20 protein-coding genes, 1 tRNA gene, 1 other RNA gene and 1 other annotated feature are annotated in these 19,951 nt (G+C 46.2%); of the genes, 18 read left to right on the top strand and 4 right to left on the bottom strand.

All coding sequences use genetic code 11. From position 1 onward, the window contains the following. The first annotated feature begins 613 nt into the window (after positions 1–613). From NCCP2331_RS16895 to NCCP2331_RS16880, 4 genes are all read left to right on the top strand, one after another. Positions 614–763, top strand: a complete 150-nt coding sequence (locus tag NCCP2331_RS16895) for a hypothetical protein (RefSeq protein ID WP_251671920.1) — start codon at positions 614–616, stop codon at positions 761–763. A 150-nt stretch (positions 764–913) separates the two neighbouring features. Continuing rightward, the gene (locus NCCP2331_RS16890; protein ID WP_153723621.1) at positions 914–1,396 is read left to right on the top strand and encodes a glutathione peroxidase; all 483 of its coding nucleotides are present in this window, start codon (positions 914–916) and stop codon (positions 1,394–1,396) included. A 105-nt stretch (positions 1,397–1,501) separates the two neighbouring features. Continuing rightward, a complete protein-coding gene (gene guaB / locus NCCP2331_RS16885) occupies positions 1,502–2,968 on the top strand; it encodes an IMP dehydrogenase (protein ID WP_153723620.1) in 1,467 nt (488 codons plus the stop codon). A 175-nt stretch (positions 2,969–3,143) separates the two neighbouring features. Beyond that, the gene (locus NCCP2331_RS16880) at positions 3,144–4,493 is read left to right on the top strand and encodes a serine hydrolase (RefSeq protein WP_376776834.1); all 1,350 of its coding nucleotides are present in this window, start codon (positions 3,144–3,146) and stop codon (positions 4,491–4,493) included. Between the two features lie 19 nt (positions 4,494–4,512). Here NCCP2331_RS16880 and pdxR read toward each other — a convergent pair whose 3' ends face one another. Beyond that, a complete protein-coding gene (gene pdxR, locus NCCP2331_RS16875; protein ID WP_251671921.1) occupies positions 4,513–5,931 on the bottom strand; it encodes a MocR-like pyridoxine biosynthesis transcription factor PdxR in 1,419 nt (472 codons plus the stop codon). Positions 5,932–6,031: 100 nt separating this feature from the next. Between pdxR and pdxS the strand changes: the two genes are divergently transcribed. Continuing rightward, the gene (gene pdxS, locus NCCP2331_RS16870; RefSeq protein WP_251671919.1) at positions 6,032–6,877 is read left to right on the top strand and encodes a pyridoxal 5'-phosphate synthase lyase subunit PdxS; all 846 of its coding nucleotides are present in this window, start codon (positions 6,032–6,034) and stop codon (positions 6,875–6,877) included. Positions 6,878–6,966: 89 nt separating this feature from the next. Then, positions 6,967–7,176 (top strand) — a binding site (T-box leader). Between the two features lie 103 nt (positions 7,177–7,279). Further along, complete coding sequence (gene serS, locus NCCP2331_RS16865; RefSeq protein ID WP_153723618.1) at positions 7,280–8,563, top strand: serine--tRNA ligase; 1,284 nt, start codon at positions 7,280–7,282, stop codon at positions 8,561–8,563. Positions 8,564–8,595: 32 nt separating this feature from the next. Here the strand turns inward: serS and tadA are convergent, their stop codons facing one another. Beyond that, complete coding sequence (tadA, locus tag NCCP2331_RS16860) at positions 8,596–9,087, bottom strand: tRNA adenosine(34) deaminase TadA (RefSeq protein WP_153723617.1); 492 nt, start codon at positions 9,085–9,087, stop codon at positions 8,596–8,598. Between the two features lie 186 nt (positions 9,088–9,273). Here tadA and NCCP2331_RS16855 point away from each other — a divergent pair, with 186 nt between their 5' ends. Together NCCP2331_RS16855 and NCCP2331_RS16850 are read left to right on the top strand one after the other, a co-directional pair. Continuing rightward, positions 9,274–9,921, top strand: a complete 648-nt coding sequence (locus NCCP2331_RS16855; RefSeq protein ID WP_251671918.1) for a deoxynucleoside kinase — start codon at positions 9,274–9,276, stop codon at positions 9,919–9,921. Next, positions 9,908–10,567 (top strand): deoxynucleoside kinase, encoded by a 660-nt coding sequence (locus NCCP2331_RS16850; protein ID WP_251671917.1) that lies wholly within the window; start codon positions 9,908–9,910, stop codon positions 10,565–10,567. The genes NCCP2331_RS16855 and NCCP2331_RS16850 overlap by 14 nt, the downstream gene beginning before the upstream one ends. Positions 10,568–10,583: 16 nt before the next feature. Here the strand turns inward: NCCP2331_RS16850 and NCCP2331_RS16845 are convergent, their stop codons facing one another. Continuing rightward, positions 10,584–11,948, bottom strand: a complete 1,365-nt coding sequence (locus tag NCCP2331_RS16845; RefSeq protein WP_251671916.1) for an aspartate kinase — start codon at positions 11,946–11,948, stop codon at positions 10,584–10,586. A gap of 158 nt (positions 11,949–12,106) precedes the next feature. On the opposite strand from NCCP2331_RS16845, the gene NCCP2331_RS16840 reads away from it, so the two are divergent. From NCCP2331_RS16840 to thrB, 3 genes are read left to right on the top strand one after another with little or no spacing between them, the layout of a single operon-like run. Further along, positions 12,107–13,390 carry a homoserine dehydrogenase gene (locus NCCP2331_RS16840; RefSeq protein ID WP_153723613.1) on the top strand — a complete coding sequence of 428 codons (1,284 nt, stop codon included), beginning with the start codon at positions 12,107–12,109 and terminating at the stop codon, positions 13,388–13,390. Positions 13,391–13,396: 6 nt separating this feature from the next. Further along, positions 13,397–14,455 carry a threonine synthase gene (gene thrC, locus NCCP2331_RS16835; RefSeq protein ID WP_251671915.1) on the top strand — a complete coding sequence of 353 codons (1,059 nt, stop codon included), beginning with the start codon at positions 13,397–13,399 and terminating at the stop codon, positions 14,453–14,455. Then, positions 14,455–15,351: a homoserine kinase gene (gene thrB, locus NCCP2331_RS16830; RefSeq protein WP_251671914.1), complete on the top strand. Its 897-nt coding sequence runs from the start codon at positions 14,455–14,457 to the stop codon at positions 15,349–15,351. Before thrC ends, thrB begins: the two co-directional genes overlap by 1 nt. A 90-nt stretch (positions 15,352–15,441) precedes the next feature. Here thrB and NCCP2331_RS16825 read toward each other — a convergent pair. Further along, positions 15,442–15,534 (bottom strand) — tRNA-Ser (locus tag NCCP2331_RS16825). Positions 15,535–15,683: 149 nt separating this feature from the next. Here NCCP2331_RS16825 and ffs point away from each other — a divergent pair. The 7 genes from ffs to NCCP2331_RS16790 all read left to right on the top strand — a co-directional run bounded on the left by ffs (position 15,684) and on the right by NCCP2331_RS16790 (position 19,877). Then, positions 15,684–15,950, top strand: an RNA gene (gene ffs / locus NCCP2331_RS16820) — signal recognition particle sRNA large type. A 114-nt stretch (positions 15,951–16,064) separates the two neighbouring features. Then, positions 16,065–16,532: an S-ribosylhomocysteine lyase gene (locus NCCP2331_RS16815; RefSeq protein ID WP_153723610.1), complete on the top strand. Its 468-nt coding sequence runs from the start codon at positions 16,065–16,067 to the stop codon at positions 16,530–16,532. 86 nt (positions 16,533–16,618) lie between these two features. Further along, the gene (gene dnaX / locus NCCP2331_RS16810) at positions 16,619–18,376 is read left to right on the top strand and encodes a DNA polymerase III subunit gamma/tau (protein WP_251671913.1); all 1,758 of its coding nucleotides are present in this window, start codon (positions 16,619–16,621) and stop codon (positions 18,374–18,376) included. A gap of 20 nt (positions 18,377–18,396) precedes the next feature. After that, on the top strand, positions 18,397–18,717 hold the full coding sequence (locus tag NCCP2331_RS16805) for a YbaB/EbfC family nucleoid-associated protein (RefSeq protein ID WP_153723608.1): 321 nt from the start codon (positions 18,397–18,399) through the stop codon (positions 18,715–18,717). A 14-nt stretch (positions 18,718–18,731) separates the two neighbouring features. Beyond that, on the top strand, positions 18,732–19,328 hold the full coding sequence (recR, locus tag NCCP2331_RS16800) for a recombination mediator RecR (protein ID WP_153723607.1): 597 nt from the start codon (positions 18,732–18,734) through the stop codon (positions 19,326–19,328). A gap of 14 nt (positions 19,329–19,342) precedes the next feature. Next, positions 19,343–19,555 carry a YaaL family protein gene (locus tag NCCP2331_RS16795; protein WP_251671912.1) on the top strand — a complete coding sequence of 71 codons (213 nt, stop codon included), beginning with the start codon at positions 19,343–19,345 and terminating at the stop codon, positions 19,553–19,555. A 58-nt stretch (positions 19,556–19,613) separates the two neighbouring features. Then, the gene (locus tag NCCP2331_RS16790) at positions 19,614–19,877 is read left to right on the top strand and encodes a pro-sigmaK processing inhibitor BofA family protein (RefSeq protein WP_228551162.1); all 264 of its coding nucleotides are present in this window, start codon (positions 19,614–19,616) and stop codon (positions 19,875–19,877) included. Positions 19,878–19,951 lie beyond the last annotated feature (74 nt).

The raw sequence follows: 19,951 nt of genomic DNA, 5'->3' as shown, positions 1-19,951 counted from the left end.
TAATAGAAAGGTGAAGCCGGCAGGCTTTTGGAGTTATAGACAAAAGAAAAGACACGACACTGTGCAGCGAGAAGGACGGGGAGTGATGGAGTGCAAGGAAGCGAGCCGCTGTGACTCGAAGCGTATAATATACGCGAGACTCGCAAGCGGGGAAGCTGACGCAGTCAATCCGCCGCTCTCCGTTCTTCGCAGCCCCGAACACGGAAGGTAAGCTCGTGCGCCGATGGTAGTTGGGGGTTTCCCCCTTGCGTGCGTAGGACGTTGCTGGGCACGAAGCCATTCCTTATGGGGAGTGGCTTTTTTGTGCATTCGGGGAGGAAATGTGTATGTGCAAAGTGAAAGTTATCATCGCGCAGCAAGAAGTGAAGGAGTATGAAACCAATCACCCTAAGGCTTGTTTGATCATACATTCCCTTCAAACGCTCCTAGCCTTCTGACCGCTGATCATACACCCTGCGCTCGTGCTCATTCTCTCCCTGCCAGTGATCATGGACCTGCCGTACTTGATCATACACCTTACGTCTGTGCTCATGGAGAGATAAATCACCCGTTCTCTTGCGCCGGAAACCTGAAGCAGTTTTTCATTGGTTCGGCTGGCTGCAGAGTTGGTTCGGTGGCAGAGGTGTTTGGTTCGCCGGCAGGGTACTATGGTGCGGAAGAAGTTCGCTTTGGTGCGGCAGATACGCAGATTGGTTCGCTGACCGGCATTATTGGCTCGCCTGCAGGCACAATGGATTTCAAGTCCATTCTAATTCATGCTTGAATTAGCGGTAAACATATGGCCCTCTCTGGATTCAGGAAGATCTTCCAGCGTTGCTTCAGGGGCAGACACCTATATTTCGCTGAGACAGGATACTGGGTTTCTTCATGAAATTCAGTTACAGTGAATAAAACGAAACGAGGCGATTCAATTATGACGACTGTTTATGATTTCACCGTAAAAACGACTGGCGGGGAAGAGAAACTGCTGCGGGAATATGAAGGAAAGCCGATGATTATTGTGAATACAGCAAGCAAGTGCGGCTTTACGAAGCAGTTTAAGGAACTCCAGCAAATGTATGAAGAATATAAAGATCAGGGACTTGTGATTCTTGGTTTTCCGTCTGATAACTTCAATAATCAAGAGTTTGATAATATTGATGAAACCGTGGAGTTTTGTCAAATAAATTACGGGGTGTCTTTTCCGATATTCGCAAAAGTTGATGTAAAAGGGGATAAAGCGGAGCCTTTATTCGAATACTTAACAGATCAGCAGAAAGGTGTGCTCACTGAGGGGATTAAATGGAACTTTACAAAGTTTTTAATTGACCGGGACGGGCAGGTTGTTGATCGTTTTGCACCTCAGACGAATCCACTGAAAATGCAGAAGTCAGTTGAAAAATTGCTTGATAAATAATAAGAATAAATAGTTTACGGCGAACTGCCTTGACACGTTTCATTGGCGCTGATAACCTTTTAATAATATTCACTGACAATAGTAATTTTAGGAGGCAGAAAGTTCATGTGGGAATCAAAGTTTTCTCGAGAAGGTCTGACGTTTGATGATGTATTATTGGTGCCGGCTGCATCGGATGTGCTGCCGAAAGATGTTTCAATGTCTGTCAGTTTAACGGAGCAGATTCAGTTGAACATTCCGATTATCAGTGCGGGAATGGATACCGTAACTGAATCCAAGATGGCAATTTCTATGGCTCGCCAAGGCGGGGTGGGTGTGATTCATAAGAATATGAGCATTGAAGAGCAAGCAGAGCAGGTTATTACGGTAAAGCGCTCGGAGAATGGGGTTATTAAGAATCCATTTTTCCTGACCCCGGAACATCAAGTGTTTGATGCAGAGCATTTAATGGGAAAATACCGCATTTCCGGTGTCCCGATTGTGAATAATATGGAGGAGAAGGTACTGGTTGGTATTTTAACGAATCGGGATCTTCGATTTATTCAGGACTATTCGATCCTCATTGATGAAGTCATGACGAAGGAAAAATTAGTGACGGCTCCTGTAGGAACAACTTTAGAAGAAGCAGAGAAAATGCTGCAGCAGTACAAAATCGAGAAACTGCCAATTGTGGATGATAAAGGAATCCTGAATGGTTTGATTACGATTAAAGATATTGAGAAGGTTATTGAGTTCCCGAATGCGGCAAAAGATCAGGCTGGTCGTTTGCTGGTCGGAGCAGCTGTCGGGGTAACTGTTGATACAGCTACTCGCGTAGAGAAGCTCGTGCAGGCAGAAGTAGACCTGATCGTAATTGACACAGCTCACGGGCATTCTAAGGGTGTTTTGAATACGGTGAAGGATATCCGTGCACAATACCCTAAACTTGCAATTGTTGCGGGAAATGTAGCGACAGCGGAAGCGGCAGAAGCTCTTTATGAAGCTGGCGCTGACGTAGTGAAAGTCGGCATCGGACCTGGTTCTATCTGTACAACACGTGTAGTTGCGGGTGTCGGAGTACCTCAGATCACTGCGATTTATGAATGCGCCTCAGTGGCACGAAAACTGGGCAAAACAATTATTGCAGACGGCGGTATTAAGTATTCAGGTGATATCGTCAAAGCACTTGCTGCCGGCGGACATGCTGTAATGCTCGGAAGTTTATTGGCAGGTACGACGGAAAGCCCGGGAGAGTCTGAAATATTCCAGGGACGACGCTTCAAAGTATATCGCGGCATGGGTTCTGTTGCAGCGATGGAACAAGGCTCGAAAGACCGTTATTTCCAGGAAGACCAGAAGAAATTGGTACCTGAAGGCATTGAAGGACGCATGCCGTATAAAGGACCCTTGGCAGATACGATTCATCAGCTGGTAGGCGGCATTCGTTCCGGTATGGGGTATTGCGGTTCAAAAGACTTGGAAGCACACCGTGAAAATGCACAGTTCATTCGCATGACCGGGGCAGGCTTGCAGGAAAGCCACCCGCACCAAGTGCAGATCACAAAAGAAGCTCCGAACTACTCTGTACGCTAAGAAGTTGATAGTGATTGGTAGTTAGGTATACGTACCTTCTGCCAATCTTATGTTATTACACCTTTCTTCGTCACTTTTCATGGGCGAAAAGGTGTTTTTTTTAGGATAAAGATACATGAGAAGATGCGAATATGTTACACTGATTTTTGATATTGTCAATACGGGGGTATAATGAGTGAAAAAGGGTACTAGAAGATGGCTGGCAGCGTTGATCGTGCCGATGATGTTATGGATGACAATCGGTGTGAATACGCAGGCGGCAAATGCAGAATCTTCATTGGGGATTCATGTGGACGGAGCAATTTTAATTGACGCGGACAGTGGAAAAGTTTTATATGAAGAGAATGCTGATCAGCCACTTGGAATCGCAAGTATGACGAAGATGATGACAGAATACTTGATGTTTGAGGCACTGGAAGAAGGTACGATTTCCTGGGATCAGGAATATCGCGTGAATGGCTATACATACGCTGTGTCGCAGGATCGCCGTTTGAGCAATGTGCCTCTTCGCCGTGACGGTACGTATACTATCCGTGAACTTTATGAAGCAGTGGCTATTTATTCAGCTAACGCGGCAACGATCGCAATTGCAGAAACGATTGCCGGTACGGAAGCCGAATTCGTGAAACTGATGAATGCCAAGGCGGAAGAGTTCGGATTAAAAGATTATAAATTTGTCAATTCAACTGGTTTAAATAATAAAGAATTGCAGGGCATGCATGCGGCAGGTACGGGAGAGAATGATGAAAATGTCATGCCGGCCCGTTCTGTGGCTAAATTAGCTTATCACTTGCTGAAGGACTATCCGGAAGTGCTGGAAACAACAAAAATCAGCAAGAAGGTATTCCGTGAAGGTACAGATGATGCCATCAGCATGGCTAACTGGAACTTCATGCTGCCTGGACTGGTATATGAATATCCGGGAGTGGACGGACTGAAAACGGGTACGACGGAATTCGCCGGTCATTGCTTTACAGGAACAGCCACACGCGATAATAAGCGGGTGATTGCTGTGGTAATGAATGCGGTGGATACGAAGGGTGTAGGATCATACGAGGCCCGTTTCAATGCTACCCGCGCAATGTTTGACTACGGCTTCAGCCAGTTTTCAGAAACAGAACTTTTACCGGCGGGACACCAATTTAAGAAACAAGAATCGCTTGGTGTCATTAAAGGAAAAGAAAAGAAAGTGGCAATCGCTACAAAAGAACCTGTCAGTATGATGATCCGCAACAGTGATAAAAAAGAATACGAGCCTGAGCTTGTATTGGATGAAAAGCTGGTGAAGGATGGTAAGGTTCAAGCGCCAATTAAAAAAGGCACAGTAATCGGCCATGTGAAATTAGTGAAAAAAGAAGGCTCTGACTATGGCTTTATCGATGGGCAGACAGCGGGCACAGAAGTTGTCACGACAGAAGAAGTGAAGAAAGCAGGCTGGTTCTCTCTTACGATGGGAGCAATCGGTGATTTCTTCGCAAGCGCATGGAAGAGTTCAACTGGTTTTGTAAAAGGATTATTTAATTGACACATAATAAGCAGCGGACCTACTTAGTAGGCACCGCTGCTTTTTTAATTTTCCATGTTTCAAACAGCGCAAGAACTCCTGACCGAATCTCTTCTTCTGTCAAGCCGCCGAAGCCGATGAGAAACGATGGGTCGGTATGATTCGGTGACACCCGGTAGGTATCAAGACTGCGAATTTTTATCCCGGCCGCCAGTGCTTGGCCGAGCAATTCTTTTTCTGATTCTTTGCTGTGTACATGCAGCAGAATATGCATGCCTGCTTCATCTCCTGTGAATGAAACGTACGGCTCATACGCTTTGAGCATATCTGTTAGTGTCTGCATTTTTCGCCGGTAAATTTTCCGCATGCGGTTCAGGTGTCGGGAGAATTGTCCGTCTGCCATAAAGCGTGCAAGAATATGCTGATCGATCCGCGGCACCGATGAGGAATACGGAATGAATGCCTGCCGGTACTTGTCGAGCAGCATCGGCGGCAGCACCATATAGGCAATCCGCATCGATGGCATCAGGGATTTAGTAAAAGTGCTAAGGTAAATGACATTTTCACCTTTGTCCATTCCCTGCAAGGAAGGAATCGGGCGTCCGCGATAACGAAATTCACTGTCGTAATCATCTTCAATAATGAAAAATTCCGAATTAGTAGCAGCCCAGTTCAGAAGGGCAGTCCTGCGTGCTGCTGACAGTACTGTACCGGTCGGAAACTGATGAGACGGGGTAACATAAGCTATGGAGGCATCAGAGCGTTGAAGAGCCTTTACATCCATTCCTTCATTATCCACGGCAATGGGAACTGTCTGCCGATAGTTTTCAGAAAATACATGCCGTGTCATCAAGTAGCCAGGGTCTTCAATGGCATAGCGCGCATCCCTGCCAAGTATTCGGATAATCAGCGGCAGCAGCTGCTCTGTGCCGGAACCGATAATGATCTGTTCCGGTATACAGTCGACCCCGCGAGAGTGATATAAATACCGGGCAATTTCCTGCCGCAGTTCCAGGTCGCCGTGCGGATCACCGAGCAGCAATAAATGGGAGTGGGATAAGTCCATAATATCGCGTGCATATTTCCGCCAGGCTGCGAAAGGGAAATGTTCCGTATCGACTGCACCTGCTGAAAAGTCATAATGAATGGGTTCTGCTGCAGCTGCAGCTTGTACGGGCTCTGATTTCATTGGCTGGACGTAAGCGAGCTCTTCAATAGCCTGTACAAAATAACCTTTCCGCGGTTCTGCCGCAATGAAACCTTCTGCAGTCAGCTGGTCATAGGCCATTTCAATGGTAGTCTGGCTGACGTTTAAAAAATCTTCAAGCTGCCGTTTGGAAGGCAGTTTCATACCGACCGGGAATTTTCCGCCGATGATGTCCTGCTTTACCTGATTGTATATTTGCTGATAAAGCGGCGTAACAGATTTCTTCTGCAGCTCGATAAAGATCATATCCATCATATTATTCTCCTTCTGACTACTTCATTTAATAAAGATCTGGCTATTTCCATGTGGTCAATTTCCATTATACTGAAAATATAGAAAAGGAGGAAGGGAAATGAATTTTAGATACGGAGGCGTCATTATGGACGTCATTAATGCAGAACAGGCAAGAGTAGCAGAAGCGGCAGGGGCAGTAGCCGTCATGGCATTGGAGCGGGTGCCTTCAGATATCCGGGCTGCCGGCGGTGTGGCGAGAATGGCAGATCCGCGTATTGTGGAAGAAGTACAGCAGGCGGTATCTATTCCGGTCATGGCAAAAGCGCGCATCGGGCATATTTCGGAAGCGCGTGTACTGGAGTCGCTCGGCGTAGACTTTATAGATGAAAGTGAAGTGCTGACACCGGCTGATGACGAATTTCATTTGTTGAAGAGCGAGTTTAAGGTACCATTCGTCTGTGGTGCCCGTAATTTAGGAGAAGCGGCCCGCCGTTTAGGGGAAGGGGCGAAAATGCTGCGGACAAAAGGGGAGCCGGGAACGGGTAATATTGTCGAAGCTGTACGTCATTTGCGTATGATTAATGCACAGGTCAATAAAGTGGTGCATATGAGCAAAGATGAGCTGATGACAGAAGCCCGCAATCTTGGTGCATCGTATGAAGTTCTGCTGGCGATAAGAGAAACCGGACGTCTGCCGGTTGTTAATTACTCAGCCGGCGGTGTGGCGACTCCGGCTGACGCTGCCTTGATGATGGAACTGGGAGCAGACGGTGTATTTGTTGGTTCGGGAATTTTTAAATCTGAAAATCCGGAAGCTTTCGCCCGTGCGATTGTACAGGCGACAGAAAACTTCAAGGACTACAGTTTGGTGGCGGAGCTGTCTAAAGGAATCGGCACGCCAATGAAAGGCTTGGATATTTCCAAGCTTGCGGAAAGTGAATTAATGGCCATCCGCAGTTCCTGAATAGAGGAAGCTCCCTGTGGGTATGCAGGGAGCCTTCGTTCTTTACTTGATTAATCGCAGACGTATAGTATAATGAGAATAATTTCATACACATCACGATGATAGGAAGCAGTAGCAAATGTGTTTTTTCTAAGAGAGCCGGCAAATGGTGAGAACCGGTAAAAGACCGTTGTGAATCCGTCCTGGAGCAGCAGAACTGAAAGCAGTAGGTTCTTGCCGGTCAGTTGAGCCGATATCTCAAACAAGTGGGCTTTTTCAAGTCAATTTGGGTGGCAACGCGGGTAGTTCTCGTCCCTTCTTTTATAGGGGATGGAGGGCTTTTTTTATTTGTATTCGGCTAAGAACCGCATTCATGACAGGACCAAACTGGTGATGTGAAACAATTATTAGGAGGCGATTTGCATGTTGGACAGTAAAGTATTGCGTTCAAATTATGAAGAAGTAAAGGAAAAACTCAGTAAACGGGGCGAAGACTTAACGGACTTCGAAAAGTTCGGCGGGCTGGATGAAAGGCGCCGTCAGATTCTATCTAAAGTGGAAGTTCTGAAAGCGGAGCGCAACGAAGTTTCTCAGCAAGTTGCACAAATGAAGCGCAACAAAGAGAATGCAGATGAAGTCATCGCGAAAATGCGCGAAGTCGGAGAAGAAATCAAAGAATACGATACAGAGCTTGCGAAAGTCGAAGAAGAACTGAATCATGTCGTCATGAGTATTCCAAATATCCCACATGACAGTGTGCCGGTCGGTGACAGTGAAGACGATAATGTAGAAGTACGCACATGGGGCGAGAAGCCGGCGTTCGATTTTGAACCGAAGCCGCATTGGGAAATCGGCACAGACTTGCAGCTGCTTGATTTTGAACGTGCCGCAAAAGTAACAGGCAGCCGTTTTGTATTTTATCGCGGTCTGGGTGCCCGGCTTGAGCGGGCATTGATCAACTTCATGATGGACCTTCATCAAGATCAGCACGGCTATGAAGAAATGCTTCCGCCTTATTTGGTGAACCGTGCGAGCCTGACGGGTACAGGGCAGCTTCCGAAGTTTGAGGAAGATGCATTCTTAATTGAAGAAGAAGACTACTTCCTGATCCCGACGTCAGAAGTGCCGGTAACGAATTTTTACCGCGATGAAATTTTAGACGGAGCAAAACTGCCGCAGGCTTTCGCAGCATACAGCACAAATTTCCGTTCTGAAGCAGGTTCTGCGGGCCGTGATACACGCGGGTTGATTCGTCAGCATCAGTTCAATAAAGTGGAGCTGGTACGTTTCGTCAAGCCGGAAGATTCTTATGATGAGCTGGAAAAATTAACAGGACATGCTGAACGTGTTCTGCAGCTTCTTGAATTGCCGTACCGTGTTCTGAAAATGTGTACAGCGGATTTAGGATTCACAGCTGCCAAGAAGTACGACTTGGAAGTATGGATTCCAACGCAGAATGTCTACCGTGAAATTTCTTCTTGTTCAAACTTTGAAGATTTCCAGGCACGGCGCGCTTCTATCCGTTTCCGCCGTGAAGCAGGAGCAAAGCCTGAATATGTTCATACACTGAACGGCAGCGGTTTGGCTGTAGGCCGTACAGTAGCTGCTATCTTGGAAAACTACCAGCAGGAAGACGGTTCAGTCGTGATTCCAGAAGTATTGCGTCCATATATGGGCGGAAAAGAAAAAATCGAAGCACCAAAATAACAAGAAGGAAGCCTGCCGCAAAGTGAATGAACTCACTCTTGCCGGCCAGCTTCCTTCTTTGCTTCTTTTCGTTTTTGGCGAAGTGCACGGAAGAAATCCGTCAGTATCCGACCGCAATCCTCTGCCAGTATGCCTTCTGTTACTTCACACTGATGATTGAACCGTTCATCGTTCAGCAAGTGATAAAAAGTATGGACACAGCCGCCTTTTGGATCCCGTGCACCGTATACAACACGTGGAATCCGGGATTGTAAAATGGCGCCTGCACACATAGGGCAGGGTTCCAGTGTGACGTATAAAACAGTATCTTCCAATCGCCAGCTGCCAATCGTTTCACACGCCTGCTGAATGGCAGTTAGCTCTGCATGCGTTACAGCATTTTGCGATGTTTCACGGAGGTTATGTGCCCGCGCGATCACTTGTCCGTCATGTACGATAACTGCGCCGATAGGTACCTCATGCAGTTCTGCTGCCATCTGCGCTTCTTCCAATGCCAAACGCATATAGTATTGATCATCTTTCATCTGTTTGTTCACTCCTTATGAACAGTTTAGCATGTAGAAAACAAAATAGAAATTGCCATTGTTCCACGTGAAACATTAGAATATCCAGCATCCAATGAATACAAATCTGTCTCAATTATTTATCCTGGCATACTGCTGAATATGCTAAAATAGAACATGCAACTATATCGGAAGGGTGATTACTACGTGTTTGTACCATTCATTGCTGTAGAAGGGCCCATCGGTGCAGGAAAGACGACACTGACTGCAGCGATTGCCGAGACATTCAGCTATCAAAAGCTGCAGGAAATCAGCAGTGAAAATCCTTTTTTGGATCAATTTTATCAGGACAGAGAGAAGTGGAGCTTCCAAACAGAAATGTTTTTTCTCTGCAATCGATATGAACAATTAAAACAAATCAATAAAGACTATATATCAGCTGGTATCCCAGTCGTGGCGGATTATCATGTTTTCAAAAATATGCTATTTGCCCAACGCACGTTAGAAACACAGGACTTTGCCAAGTATAAAGAAATATACCGTATTTTGACGAAGGATTTACCGATGCCGAATATCGTCATTTCATTGTCTGCATCGCTGTCCGCCCTGCAGGAACGTATTGATCAGCGCGGCCGTTCGTATGAGGCAGATATGGATTTGGATTATTTGCAGCAGCTCTCCGATGACTACCGTTCGTACATACCGGAATTTGAGCAGACACATCCTGACATCTCTGTGCTTCATATAGATGGAAATCAAATGGACTTTGTCCGAAATAAAGAAGATATGAAGACGATACTCGCCCGGATTGAAGCGGCGGTACAGGAAGGTATGAAACTGAATGAAATCACATGAAATCCCAATGAACAGTGTTTTTGCAGTGGCGGGCATGGTAGGGGCAGGGAAGTCCACGATGACTCAAGCCCTGGCCTCACGTCTAGGTTTTCAGGCATCTTTTGAAAATGTGGCGGAGAATCCGTATTTGGAGCGTTTTTACAGTGACTTTGAACGCTGGAGTTTTCATTTGCAAATTTTCTTCTTAGCGGAACGCTTTAAGGAGCAAAAACGGATTTTTGAAGATGGCGGCGGCTTCGTTCAGGATCGTTCAATTTATGAAGATGTAGGAATTTTTGCGAAGATGCACGCTGATGAAGGAACGATGGATCCTGTCGATTACGCGACCTATCTCGAATTGTATGACGCAATGGTGATGACTCCTTATTTCCCTCATCCTGACGCATTAATCTATTTAGAAGGTTCATTGGAATCAATTTTGGAACGTATTGAAAAACGGGGCAGGGATATGGAACTGCAGACCTCCCGCAGCTATTGGGAAGAGATGTATCATCGCTACGAGAGTTGGATTTCTACATTTACAGCTTGTCCGGTTATTCGTTTGAACATTGAGAACTATGATTTACTTGAAAATGAGCAGGATATTGACCTGATCATCGAGAGAATAGCAGCTGTCATCAAAAAAGAGACGGCATCCGGTAACTGATGCCGTCTTCTGTCTATCAATGAGCAGGAACTTCTGAGAAAAATTCTTTATACAGTTCGCGAAGCACAAGGTTTTCATCCTGTTCCTGAATACCGAACACCAAACTGACTTCTGATGAGCCTTGATTGATCATTTCGATATTGGCGCCTGTTCTTGCAATAGCAGATGCTGCGCGTGCGGCTAAGCCTCTTGTATGGCGCATGCCTTCTCCAACGAGTACGACCATGGAATAGTCTTTTTGGAAGTGTACATCGTCGGGATGTAATTCCTGTTCAATGCGTGATATGATACGAGCTTCCTTTTCTTCACACAAATGCTCACTCTTGATAATGACGGACAAGTTGTCGATTCCGGAAGGCGTATGCTCGTACGGAATCTCTTCTTCTTCCAAGATCTGCAGCAAGTGACGCCCGAAACCGATTTCGAGGTTCATCAAATATTTATCGACGAATAAAGTGGAAAATCCTTTATCTGCCGCGATACCGACAACCGGCTGAATCGTGTTATCACGGTTTCGCAAAATCATTGTACCTGGAGCACTTGGGTTATTTGTATTCTTGATGCAGACAGGAATCGAGTGACGGAATGCAGGAACCAATGCTTCTTCATGAAAGACAGAGAAGCCGGCGTATGCCAGTTCACGCATTTCACGGTACGTTACGGTCTCGATTGCACGGGGGTTTTCGATAATCGTTGGATTTGCCGCGAAAACGGAATCCACGTCAGTGAAATTTTCATAAAGTTCTGCGTTCGTTGCTGCAGCTAACAGTGCACCTGTAATGTCGGATCCGCCGCGGTTGAATGTACGTAATGTTCCGTCTTCTGTATAGCCAAAAAAGCCTGGAAATACGATAATTTCATTACGGTCGCGAAGCTTAGAAAGTTTTGCGTTTCCTTCAGGCAGTGCGCGAACTCGTTCGGGACGGTGATTGACCAGCAATCCGCCTTCGCGGGGATTAACATACTCTGCCTGCATTCCGATATGACGAAAATAGGCAGCAATTAATTTGGCATTATTGTCTTCACCCGCAGCCTTCAGACTGTCAATGTAGAGAGCCTCGTCAGATTGATCTTTCTTCAGACGTCTAATTATATCCTGCTCGATTACTTGGGAAATTTCTTCACCCATACCAAGGCCCCTTGCAATCTCGTGATAACGGCAGACCACTTTCTGCAATGCCTCGTCTGTATCTTCACCAGCCAGCGATGTGTCGGCAAGTTCAATAAGAAGGTCAGTTACTTTAATATCGTCTGAAGACCGTTTTCCCGGTGCTGAGACGACAACAATTTTTCTTGCCGGGTCTGAGGCGACAATATCAACTACTTTACGGATTTGTTCTGCGGATGCGACGGACGTCCCGCCAAATTTACAAACTTTCATTAATTACCAGATCCTATTCTAATTTAAGATTATCTTTCTATTATTTTTAGAAGATTCATGAAAACGGGTTGTTATTAAAGGCAGAATTCTCTATAATTGTCCTTATACGAAGAACGATTGTTTTTTCATAGTGTACATATAGTTAGGAGAATCGTCAAATGAAAAATGAAATTAATATTGGTCTGCTAGGTTACGGAGTCGTAGGAAGCGGCGTGGCAACCATTTTGCATAACCATCAGGAAGACTTGCGGCATAAGCTTGGAGTTCCCGTATCAATTAAAAAGGTAGTAGTGAAAAACTTAGACAAAAAACGCAATGGCGTCATACCGAAAGAAATGTTCACCACCTCGCTGGATGAGGTGCTTGATGATCCTGAAATCGATTTGGTCATTGAAGTAACGGGCGGTTCATCTGAAGCGATCCGCCGTTCATTGGAAGCGGGCAAAGGTGTCGTGACAGCAAACAAGGACGTGATGGCTGAATCAGGACCTGAACTGCTGAAGCTGGCGGATGAAAAAAAATGCGACTTATTATATGAAGCGAGTGTCGGCGGCGGTATCCCGTTGATCCGTACATTAGAAGACGGATTGGCATCCGACCGGATCACTGCACTGACAGGGATTGTCAACGGAACGACTAACTTCATTCTAACAAAGATGAAGGATGAAAATAAGACATATGAAGACGCATTGGCAGAAGCAACAGAATTAGGCTTTGCGGAAGCAGATCCTTCTGCAGATGTGGATGGGCTGGACGCAGCGCGTAAAATGGTCATTCTGGCATCTTTGTCATTCTCTACAGAAGTGCATATTGATGACGTATTTATTCGCGGTTTGAAAGAAATTAAAGATGGCGATCTGCAGCTTGCCGAGCAGTTTGGCTATACAATTAAAATGACCGGATCTGCAAAGAAGGATGAAGACGGAATTGAAGTGGCTGTAGAGCCTGTGTTCGTACCAAATACTCACCCGCTTGCAACCGTCAATAATGAATTTAACGCAGTATACGTATATAGTGATGCAGTAGGCGAGACAATGTTCTACGGACCTGGCGCAGGCTCGTTGCCGACAGCTACCTCTATAACGGGTGATGTAGTGGCGGCATGCCGCAATATATTGCTTGGCGTCAACGGCAAGAGAGAGCATGCACCGCAGTATGAGCGCCAGGTAAAAACAGATGATCAGAAGTTTGCACGCTATTTCCACCGCATCACAGTTCGTGATGAAGTAGGAGTATTAACAGAGCTGACATCGATTTACAGTCACCATAAAGCAAGCCTGGCTACAGTCGTTCAGGATTCTGAAATCCATGAAGAAGGTGCAGACTTGGTTTTCATTACACATAAGATTTCACGTCAGCAGCATCTAGATATTTTACAAGACTTAAAAGAGACACCAGCGGTCATTGACATTTCCAGTCATTACCGGGTGGAAGGAGAATAATTGATTATGAGAAGATGGAACGGATTGATCGAAGAATATAAAGAGTGGCTGCCGGTCACAGAGAATACACCTGCACTGACATTGCAGGAAGGGAACACACCTTTGATTTACCTGGAAAACCTTTCAAAGCAATGGGGAATTAATATCTATGTAAAAACAGAAGGTACAAATCCAACAGGTTCATTCAAAGACCGCGGAATGGTGATGGCGGTTGCGAAAGCAAAAGAAGAAGGAAAAACAGCATTGATCTGTGCCTCAACTGGCAATACATCTGCTGCAGCGGCGGCCTACGGTGCGCGTGCGGGGATGCGTACGATTGTTGTAATTCCGGAAGGACGCATCGCGCTCGGTAAATTAGCGCAGGCAAAAATGTATGGAGCAGAAATCGTGGCGATCGAAGGAAACTTTGACGAAGCGCTGCGCATGGTCCGTGAACTTGGCGAAGGAAAAATCGCATTGGTAAACTCTGTGAATCCTTACCGTTTAGAAGGACAGAAGACGGTAGCTTTCGAAGCAATCGAGCAGCTTGGAAAAGTTCCGGATATCTTCGCATTGCCTGTCGGGAATGCAGGAAATATCTCGGCTGCATGGAAAGGCTTCAAAGAGTATGCCGAGAAAAAAGGCACAGGCACGCCAAAGCTATTGGGTGTACAGGCAGACGGTGCAGCGCCGATCGTTTATGATCGTGTATTTGAAGAGCCTGAAACAGTGGCGACGGCAATCCGTATCGGTAATCCGGCAAGCTGGCACTTGGCAACTCAGGCATTAGAAGAATCCGGCGGCGATATCCTGTCTGCTACAGATGAAGAGATCCTGGAAGCATACCAATTGCTTGCTGCAACAGACGGAATCTTCGCAGAACCTGCTTCTTGCGCAACGATCGCAGGGATTAAAAAGCGTCTAGATGCCGGACTGATTGAAAAAGGCACAACGATTGTCGGGATCCTGACAGGTAACGGTCTGAAAGATCCTGAGACGGCGATCAACGTAAACTCAGACAAGCCATTAATGACGAATGAACAGTTCGATAACTTCTTGAAAGAATTGAAAGAGGGGAACGACTAATGACAGAAGCCGGTTTTTCAGTGACCGTGCCAGCCACTACGGCGAATCTCGGACCCGGCTTCGATCATTTAGGTCTTGCCCTTTCACTTAAAATGACTATAGAAGCAACACCGGCTCCAGCCTGGCATCTTCAATATCAAGATAAAGAATATGCCTCCCTGCCGACAGATGAAACGAATCTGATCGTGCAGACCATCCAGCAGACTGCTGCGCGTTATGATCAGACAGCCGCGCCGCAAAAACTTGTTATCTACTCGGATATCCCGTTGGGAAAAGGTCTCGGAAGCAGTGCAACGGCGATTGCCGCCGGGATTGAGATTGCGAATGAACTTTCTGATCTGCAGCTGTCGAAGCTCGATAAACTCCGCATTGGCAGTGAGATGGAGGGACATGCAGACAACGTCACAGCTGCATTGCTCGGGGGAATGACGGTTTCTTACTTCACTGAAGAAGAAATGGAAGTCCTGACTTTTCCGGCACCGCCGATTGGTGTAGTGATCATGGTTCCGCCAGTTGCTCTGAAAACGGAAGCTTCCCGCGGGCTGCTTCCAGAGTATCTGACCCATAAAGAGGCGATTCGGGGGAGTGCGGCGGGCAGTTTAATGACAGCTGCGATTGCAAATTCGGACTGGGTTACAGCAGGAAGAATGATGGAACGCGATATTTATCATGAACCGTACCGTAAGATCGGTTTTCCTGACTTCGATGAAATACGTTCAGCATGTCATGAAATCGGTGCATACGGCATGACGATCAGTGGAGCGGGGCCATCTCTGTTCATTGCGGTTCCGCCTGAAACGGAGCAGCAAGTGGCAGCTTTACTGGATCAGCGCTTTCCGCACTATCAGGCAATTGCCATGCAGCCGGCAGAAGATGGCGCATGCATTACAAAATAAAAACAGCATCCGGACACTTTCCCGGATGCTGTTTCTGTTTATAAGCAATAAAAAAACGTTACATCAAGTAACGTGCAGTGTCTAAAAATATGGCGGAGGAAGAGGGATTCGAACCCCCGCGGGCTTTAACACCCCTGTCGGTTTTCAAGACCGATCCCTTCAGCCGGGCTTGGGTATTCCTCCGTATTGGACAAGTAATACTATATCACGTTATGAAAAACGTGTCAACCGTTAACTATTAAGTTTTTTTATTTCATAAATGAAAAGCCGACTGCCATAAATCGCAAAGAAAAATTTGATTTTCATTCGCTGAAACCGTATAATAAGAAATGCCGTGCTAGGTGGGGAATTAGCGGTGCCCTGTAACTTGCAATCCGCTCTAGCAAGACTGAATTCCTTTTCTGAGGCTGTCCGCATGTAGGGTCTGCCTCTTGCACGTAGTGTTGACGTCTGGGTCCTGCGCAATGGGAACCCATGAATCATGTCAGGTCCGGAAGGAAGCAGCATTAAGTGGACTCTCTCATGTGCCGCGGGGCAGCCTAGTCCGAGCCAACGACAAGAGTAACGCTTATGTGCGGCAGTCGAAGAAAGGTGCACGGCTTTAATTAAACAATTCACTCGTCCGTTTTCAGAATGGACGAGTTTTTTATGTCTTCGAAATGGTGTATACTTCGAATGAGAACGTATTCAATGATAAAAGGGAGCGATTTACAATGGCGGAGAAACAAATGAACGTAGAAAGTTTTAATTTGGATCATACGAAAGTGAAAGCACCTTACATTCGATTAGCGGGAACTTCAGAAGGTATAAACGGAGATAAAATTTATAAATACGATATGCGTTTTTGCCAGCCGAATAAAGAGCATATGGATATGCCTTCTATTCATTCGCTTGAGCATATGATGGCGGAATTCAGCCGTGACCATTCGGATAAGATTGTTGATATCAGTCCGATGGGGTGCCAGACGGGCTATTATCTGGCAGTTATCAATCACGAAGATTACGAGGATGTCCTTTCTATAGTAGAGAAGACGCTGAATGACGTGTTAACAGCGACAGAAGTGCCTGCCTGCAATGAAGTGCAGTGCGGATGGGCAGCTAGCCACAGTCTAGAAGGTGCAAAGGAATTGGCACGCAATATGCTGGCTAAAAAAGATGAGTGGACAGAAGTTTTTGCGTAAAAACAACAAGAGTTTATCAAGTTGAACAAATGATTTATATGCTATAATAGAAGTATTATGCAATTGGAGAAAAGGGGGAAACGCAGTTGATTTATCAAGCATTATATCGTGCTTACCGACCGCAGGCTTTTAGTGAAATGTCCGGTCAGCAGGCAATCAAGCAAACACTGCAGAATACCCTTCTCCATCAGAAGACAACTCACGCCTATTTGTTTTCAGGCCCGCGCGGAACAGGGAAGACCAGTGCGGCGAAGATTTTTGCAAAAGCACTGAACTGTGAAAATGGACCGGCGGCGGAGCCTTGCAATGAATGTGAGACGTGCAGAAGCATTACGGAAGGTTCGAATACTGATGTAACCGAGTTTGACGCAGCTTCTAATTCACGAGTGGAAGAAATCCGCGACATTATTGAACGTGTGCATGTCGCACCTTCCAATGCGCGTTTCAAAGTGTATATAATTGATGAAGTGCATATGCTTTCGAACTCAGCGTTTAACGCGCTGCTGAAAACTCTGGAAGAACCGCCTGCTCACGTCGTATTCATACTGGCGACGACCGAGCCCCATAAACTGCCTCTGACTATTATATCGAGGTGTCAGCGTTTTGACTTCAAGCCGATCACCGCAGCAGAGATAACGGACCGGATGAAGCAAGTACTGAGTGATATTGACGTGAAGGCGGAAGACGGTGCGCTGCGCGCGATTGCCCAGGCGGCGACCGGCGGTATGCGGGACGCATTGAGTATGCTCGATCAGGCAATTTCATTCAGCGGAGAAGAATTGACGACTGATGATGCTTTGCTTGTAACCGGAGCGATCAGTGAAGAAATTTTTTATCAGCTTGCACAGGCGATTCAGGCGAAAGATGCGGGAACTGCGCTTTCCTTGCTGCATCAATTGATTGCGGAAGGAAAAGATGTCGGCAGACTGGCAGAAGACATGATCACATTTTTCCGTGACATACTGCTGCTCGGCACAGCACCGGAGCTGACAGACCTGCTCGAATTAATTTCAGACGGCGGGAAGTTCAAAGAGCTTGCGCAGGCGTTTCATTCGGAAGAACTGTACCGATATATTGATATTCTGTCGAAAACTCAGCAGGAAATGCGATTCTCGAATCACGGCAAAGTGTATGTCGAGTCCGCCTTACTGAAGATGATTCATTCAGGAGGACAGCAACAGGCAGTGTCAAGCCAGCCGGCAGATCCGGAAATGTCTCAAAAGCTTGCCGTTTTGGAACAGACCGTACGGCAGCTGCAGCAGCAACTGGCGGCAGGACCTGTCCAACAGGCAAGTGCAGAGCCGCAGGCACCGGCAAGAAGGGCGGCTTCAAGTGCTTCCAGATCGGCCAAAGTACCGACAGGGAAAATTGTCGAGGTCTTGAAGGCAGCAACCAAACCTGATATCCAGATGATCCGGGAACAATGGGCAGGCATGATGCAGAATCTGCAAAGATCGCATGCTGCGCTCTTAGATGATGCTGAACCGGTAGCGGCATCTGAGACGGCGTTTGTGTTAAAATTCAAATACGAAATTCATTGCTTGATGGCATCTGAACACGCAACTCTTCAGGCCGACTTGTCTACAGCCTTGCTGCAGATGACAGGGAAAGGCTACGAAGTGATTTATGTTGCGGAGGAAAGCTGGCTGAAGGTGCGTCAGGATTTCATTCAGAAAAACGGTCTGGCCAGTCAGCAAAATCAAGACTCGTCCGCTTCAAGTGATGAAGAGCAGCAGTCGGCTTCAGCCTTTATGGAAGAAGTGACGCTGGAAGAAGCCGATCCGTTCGTAGCGGAAGCGGAAAGACTGTTTGGCAAAGATTTTATTACAATAGAAGATGATTGAACTACTAAGGAGGAATTAGGATGCGCGGAATGGGAAATATGCAAGGTATGATGAAGCAAATGCAGAAGATGCAAAAGAAGATGGCAGAAGCACAGGAAAACTTAGGTGAAGAACGGATGGAAGGAACAGCTGGCGGCGGAATGGTGAAAGTTATCGTTTCGGGTCATAAAGAAGTTCTTGAAGTCATCATCGATCCGGAAGCAGTTGATCCGGAAGACGTAGAAATCCTGCAAGACCTGATTGTTATCGCAACAAATGAAGCGATTGCGAAAGCGGAAGAAATAACGAACTCTACAATGGGCCAATTTACTAAAGGAATGAACTTGCCCGGGATGTTCTAGGAGGCGGTATAGCAATGCATTATCCTGAACCTATATCTAAATTAATGGATAGCTTTATGAAACTGCCAGGTATCGGCCCGAAAACCGCGGGCCGGCTGGCGTTTTTTGTATTAAGTATGAAGGAAGATACTGTACTCGATTTTGCAAAGGCATTGGTCGATGCGAAGCGGAATCTCCAATTCTGTTCAGTGTGCGGACACATTACAGACATCGATCCCTGCTATATCTGTCAAGATCAATCGCGTGACCGTACAACAATCTGCGTAGTGCAGGATCCGAAAGATGTGATCGCCATGGAAAAGATGCGTGATTACCGCGGTTTATATCACGTGCTGCAGGGGGCAATCTCTCCGATGGACGGCATTGGGCCTGAAGATATTAACGTACCAAGTTTATTGACCAGACTCCAGGATGAAGAAGTACAGGAACTGATCCTTGCAACAAACCCTACTATAGAAGGGGAAGCTACCGCGATGTATATCTCACGCCTTGTTAAACCATCCGGGATCACGACTACACGCATCGCGCATGGTCTGCCGGTCGGCGGTGATTTAGAGTATGCAGACGAGGTCACGCTTTCAAGAGCATTGGAAGGCCGTCGCGAACTGTAAGGAGTGTGGGGAAAATGTTCAGTAAAAAGAACAAACTGAAAAAAGAGTATGATGAGAGTCTTCATGCACTTATGATAGAAGCAAAAGAAGATTGGGAACGTGCAAGAGAAGTTGAAAGCTATGTGAGTGATTATGATGAAAGCGTTCTGGCACAGCGCAAAATAGCGGAATGCAAATACTTTTATCTATTCAGGGAAGCCAAGATTCGCAATTTAGGGAACAAGTGAACTAAAAGACAGCAGAAACGCATATAGTTAACTATCTATGATAGAAAGGGCGTTTTCTGTGAAGTTTTTAGTCATTGCAATGATTGGTGCTGTGTTATTAATTCTATTGCGGATGAATAAAGGTGCATTGGAAAAAGGTATGGAACGTCTGTCGGTTTTTTGGTTCCGGCTGGCTTTTGCATTCTTTGTTCTCTTCTTAATGAATATAGCTGGTGGTTTTATTGGCATCTATGTACCGGTCAATATTGCATCGGGTGTGATTCTGGCAGTATTAGGAGTACCTGGATTCGCGGCACTGTGCGGTTTCGCTATTCTTTTTTAAAAAGAATAGCGAAAGTACTTGCATTATAAAAAGAACGATGGTATATTAATAAGCGTCGCATTTGCAAGATAGCA

Source organism: Sporosarcina sp. NCCP-2331 (genome assembly GCF_023707945.1).
GTDB lineage: Bacteria > Bacillota > Bacilli > Bacillales_A > Planococcaceae > Sporosarcina > Sporosarcina cascadiensis.
The sequence above is the reverse complement of the archived record's forward strand: the minus strand, read 5'-3'. Positions and strand labels throughout refer to the sequence as shown.

Bases quoted from the DNA above. Each gene is read 5' to 3' on its own strand.
- NCCP2331_RS16890 (WP_153723621.1), top strand. From the start codon at position 914: ATGACGACTGTTTATGATTTCACCGTAAAAACGACTGGCGGGGAAGAG.
- guaB (WP_153723620.1), top strand. From the start codon at position 1,502: ATGTGGGAATCAAAGTTTTCTCGAGAAGGTCTGACGTTTGATGATGTA.
- pdxR (WP_251671921.1), bottom strand. From the start codon at position 5,931: ATGGATATGATCTTTATCGAGCTGCAGAAGAAATCTGTTACGCCGCTT.
- pdxS (WP_251671919.1), top strand. From the start codon at position 6,032: ATGAATTTTAGATACGGAGGCGTCATTATGGACGTCATTAATGCAGAA.
- serS (WP_153723618.1), top strand. From the start codon at position 7,280: ATGTTGGACAGTAAAGTATTGCGTTCAAATTATGAAGAAGTAAAGGAA.
- tadA (WP_153723617.1), bottom strand. From the start codon at position 9,087: ATGAAAGATGATCAATACTATATGCGTTTGGCATTGGAAGAAGCGCAG.
- NCCP2331_RS16850 (WP_251671917.1), top strand. From the start codon at position 9,908: ATGAAATCACATGAAATCCCAATGAACAGTGTTTTTGCAGTGGCGGGC.
- NCCP2331_RS16845 (WP_251671916.1), bottom strand. From the start codon at position 11,948: ATGAAAGTTTGTAAATTTGGCGGGACGTCCGTCGCATCCGCAGAACAA.
- NCCP2331_RS16840 (WP_153723613.1), top strand. From the start codon at position 12,107: ATGAAAAATGAAATTAATATTGGTCTGCTAGGTTACGGAGTCGTAGGA.
- thrC (WP_251671915.1), top strand. From the start codon at position 13,397: ATGAGAAGATGGAACGGATTGATCGAAGAATATAAAGAGTGGCTGCCG.
- thrB (WP_251671914.1), top strand. From the start codon at position 14,455: ATGACAGAAGCCGGTTTTTCAGTGACCGTGCCAGCCACTACGGCGAAT.
- NCCP2331_RS16815 (WP_153723610.1), top strand. From the start codon at position 16,065: ATGGCGGAGAAACAAATGAACGTAGAAAGTTTTAATTTGGATCATACG.
- NCCP2331_RS16805 (WP_153723608.1), top strand. From the start codon at position 18,397: ATGCGCGGAATGGGAAATATGCAAGGTATGATGAAGCAAATGCAGAAG.
- recR (WP_153723607.1), top strand. From the start codon at position 18,732: ATGCATTATCCTGAACCTATATCTAAATTAATGGATAGCTTTATGAAA.
- NCCP2331_RS16795 (WP_251671912.1), top strand. From the start codon at position 19,343: ATGTTCAGTAAAAAGAACAAACTGAAAAAAGAGTATGATGAGAGTCTT.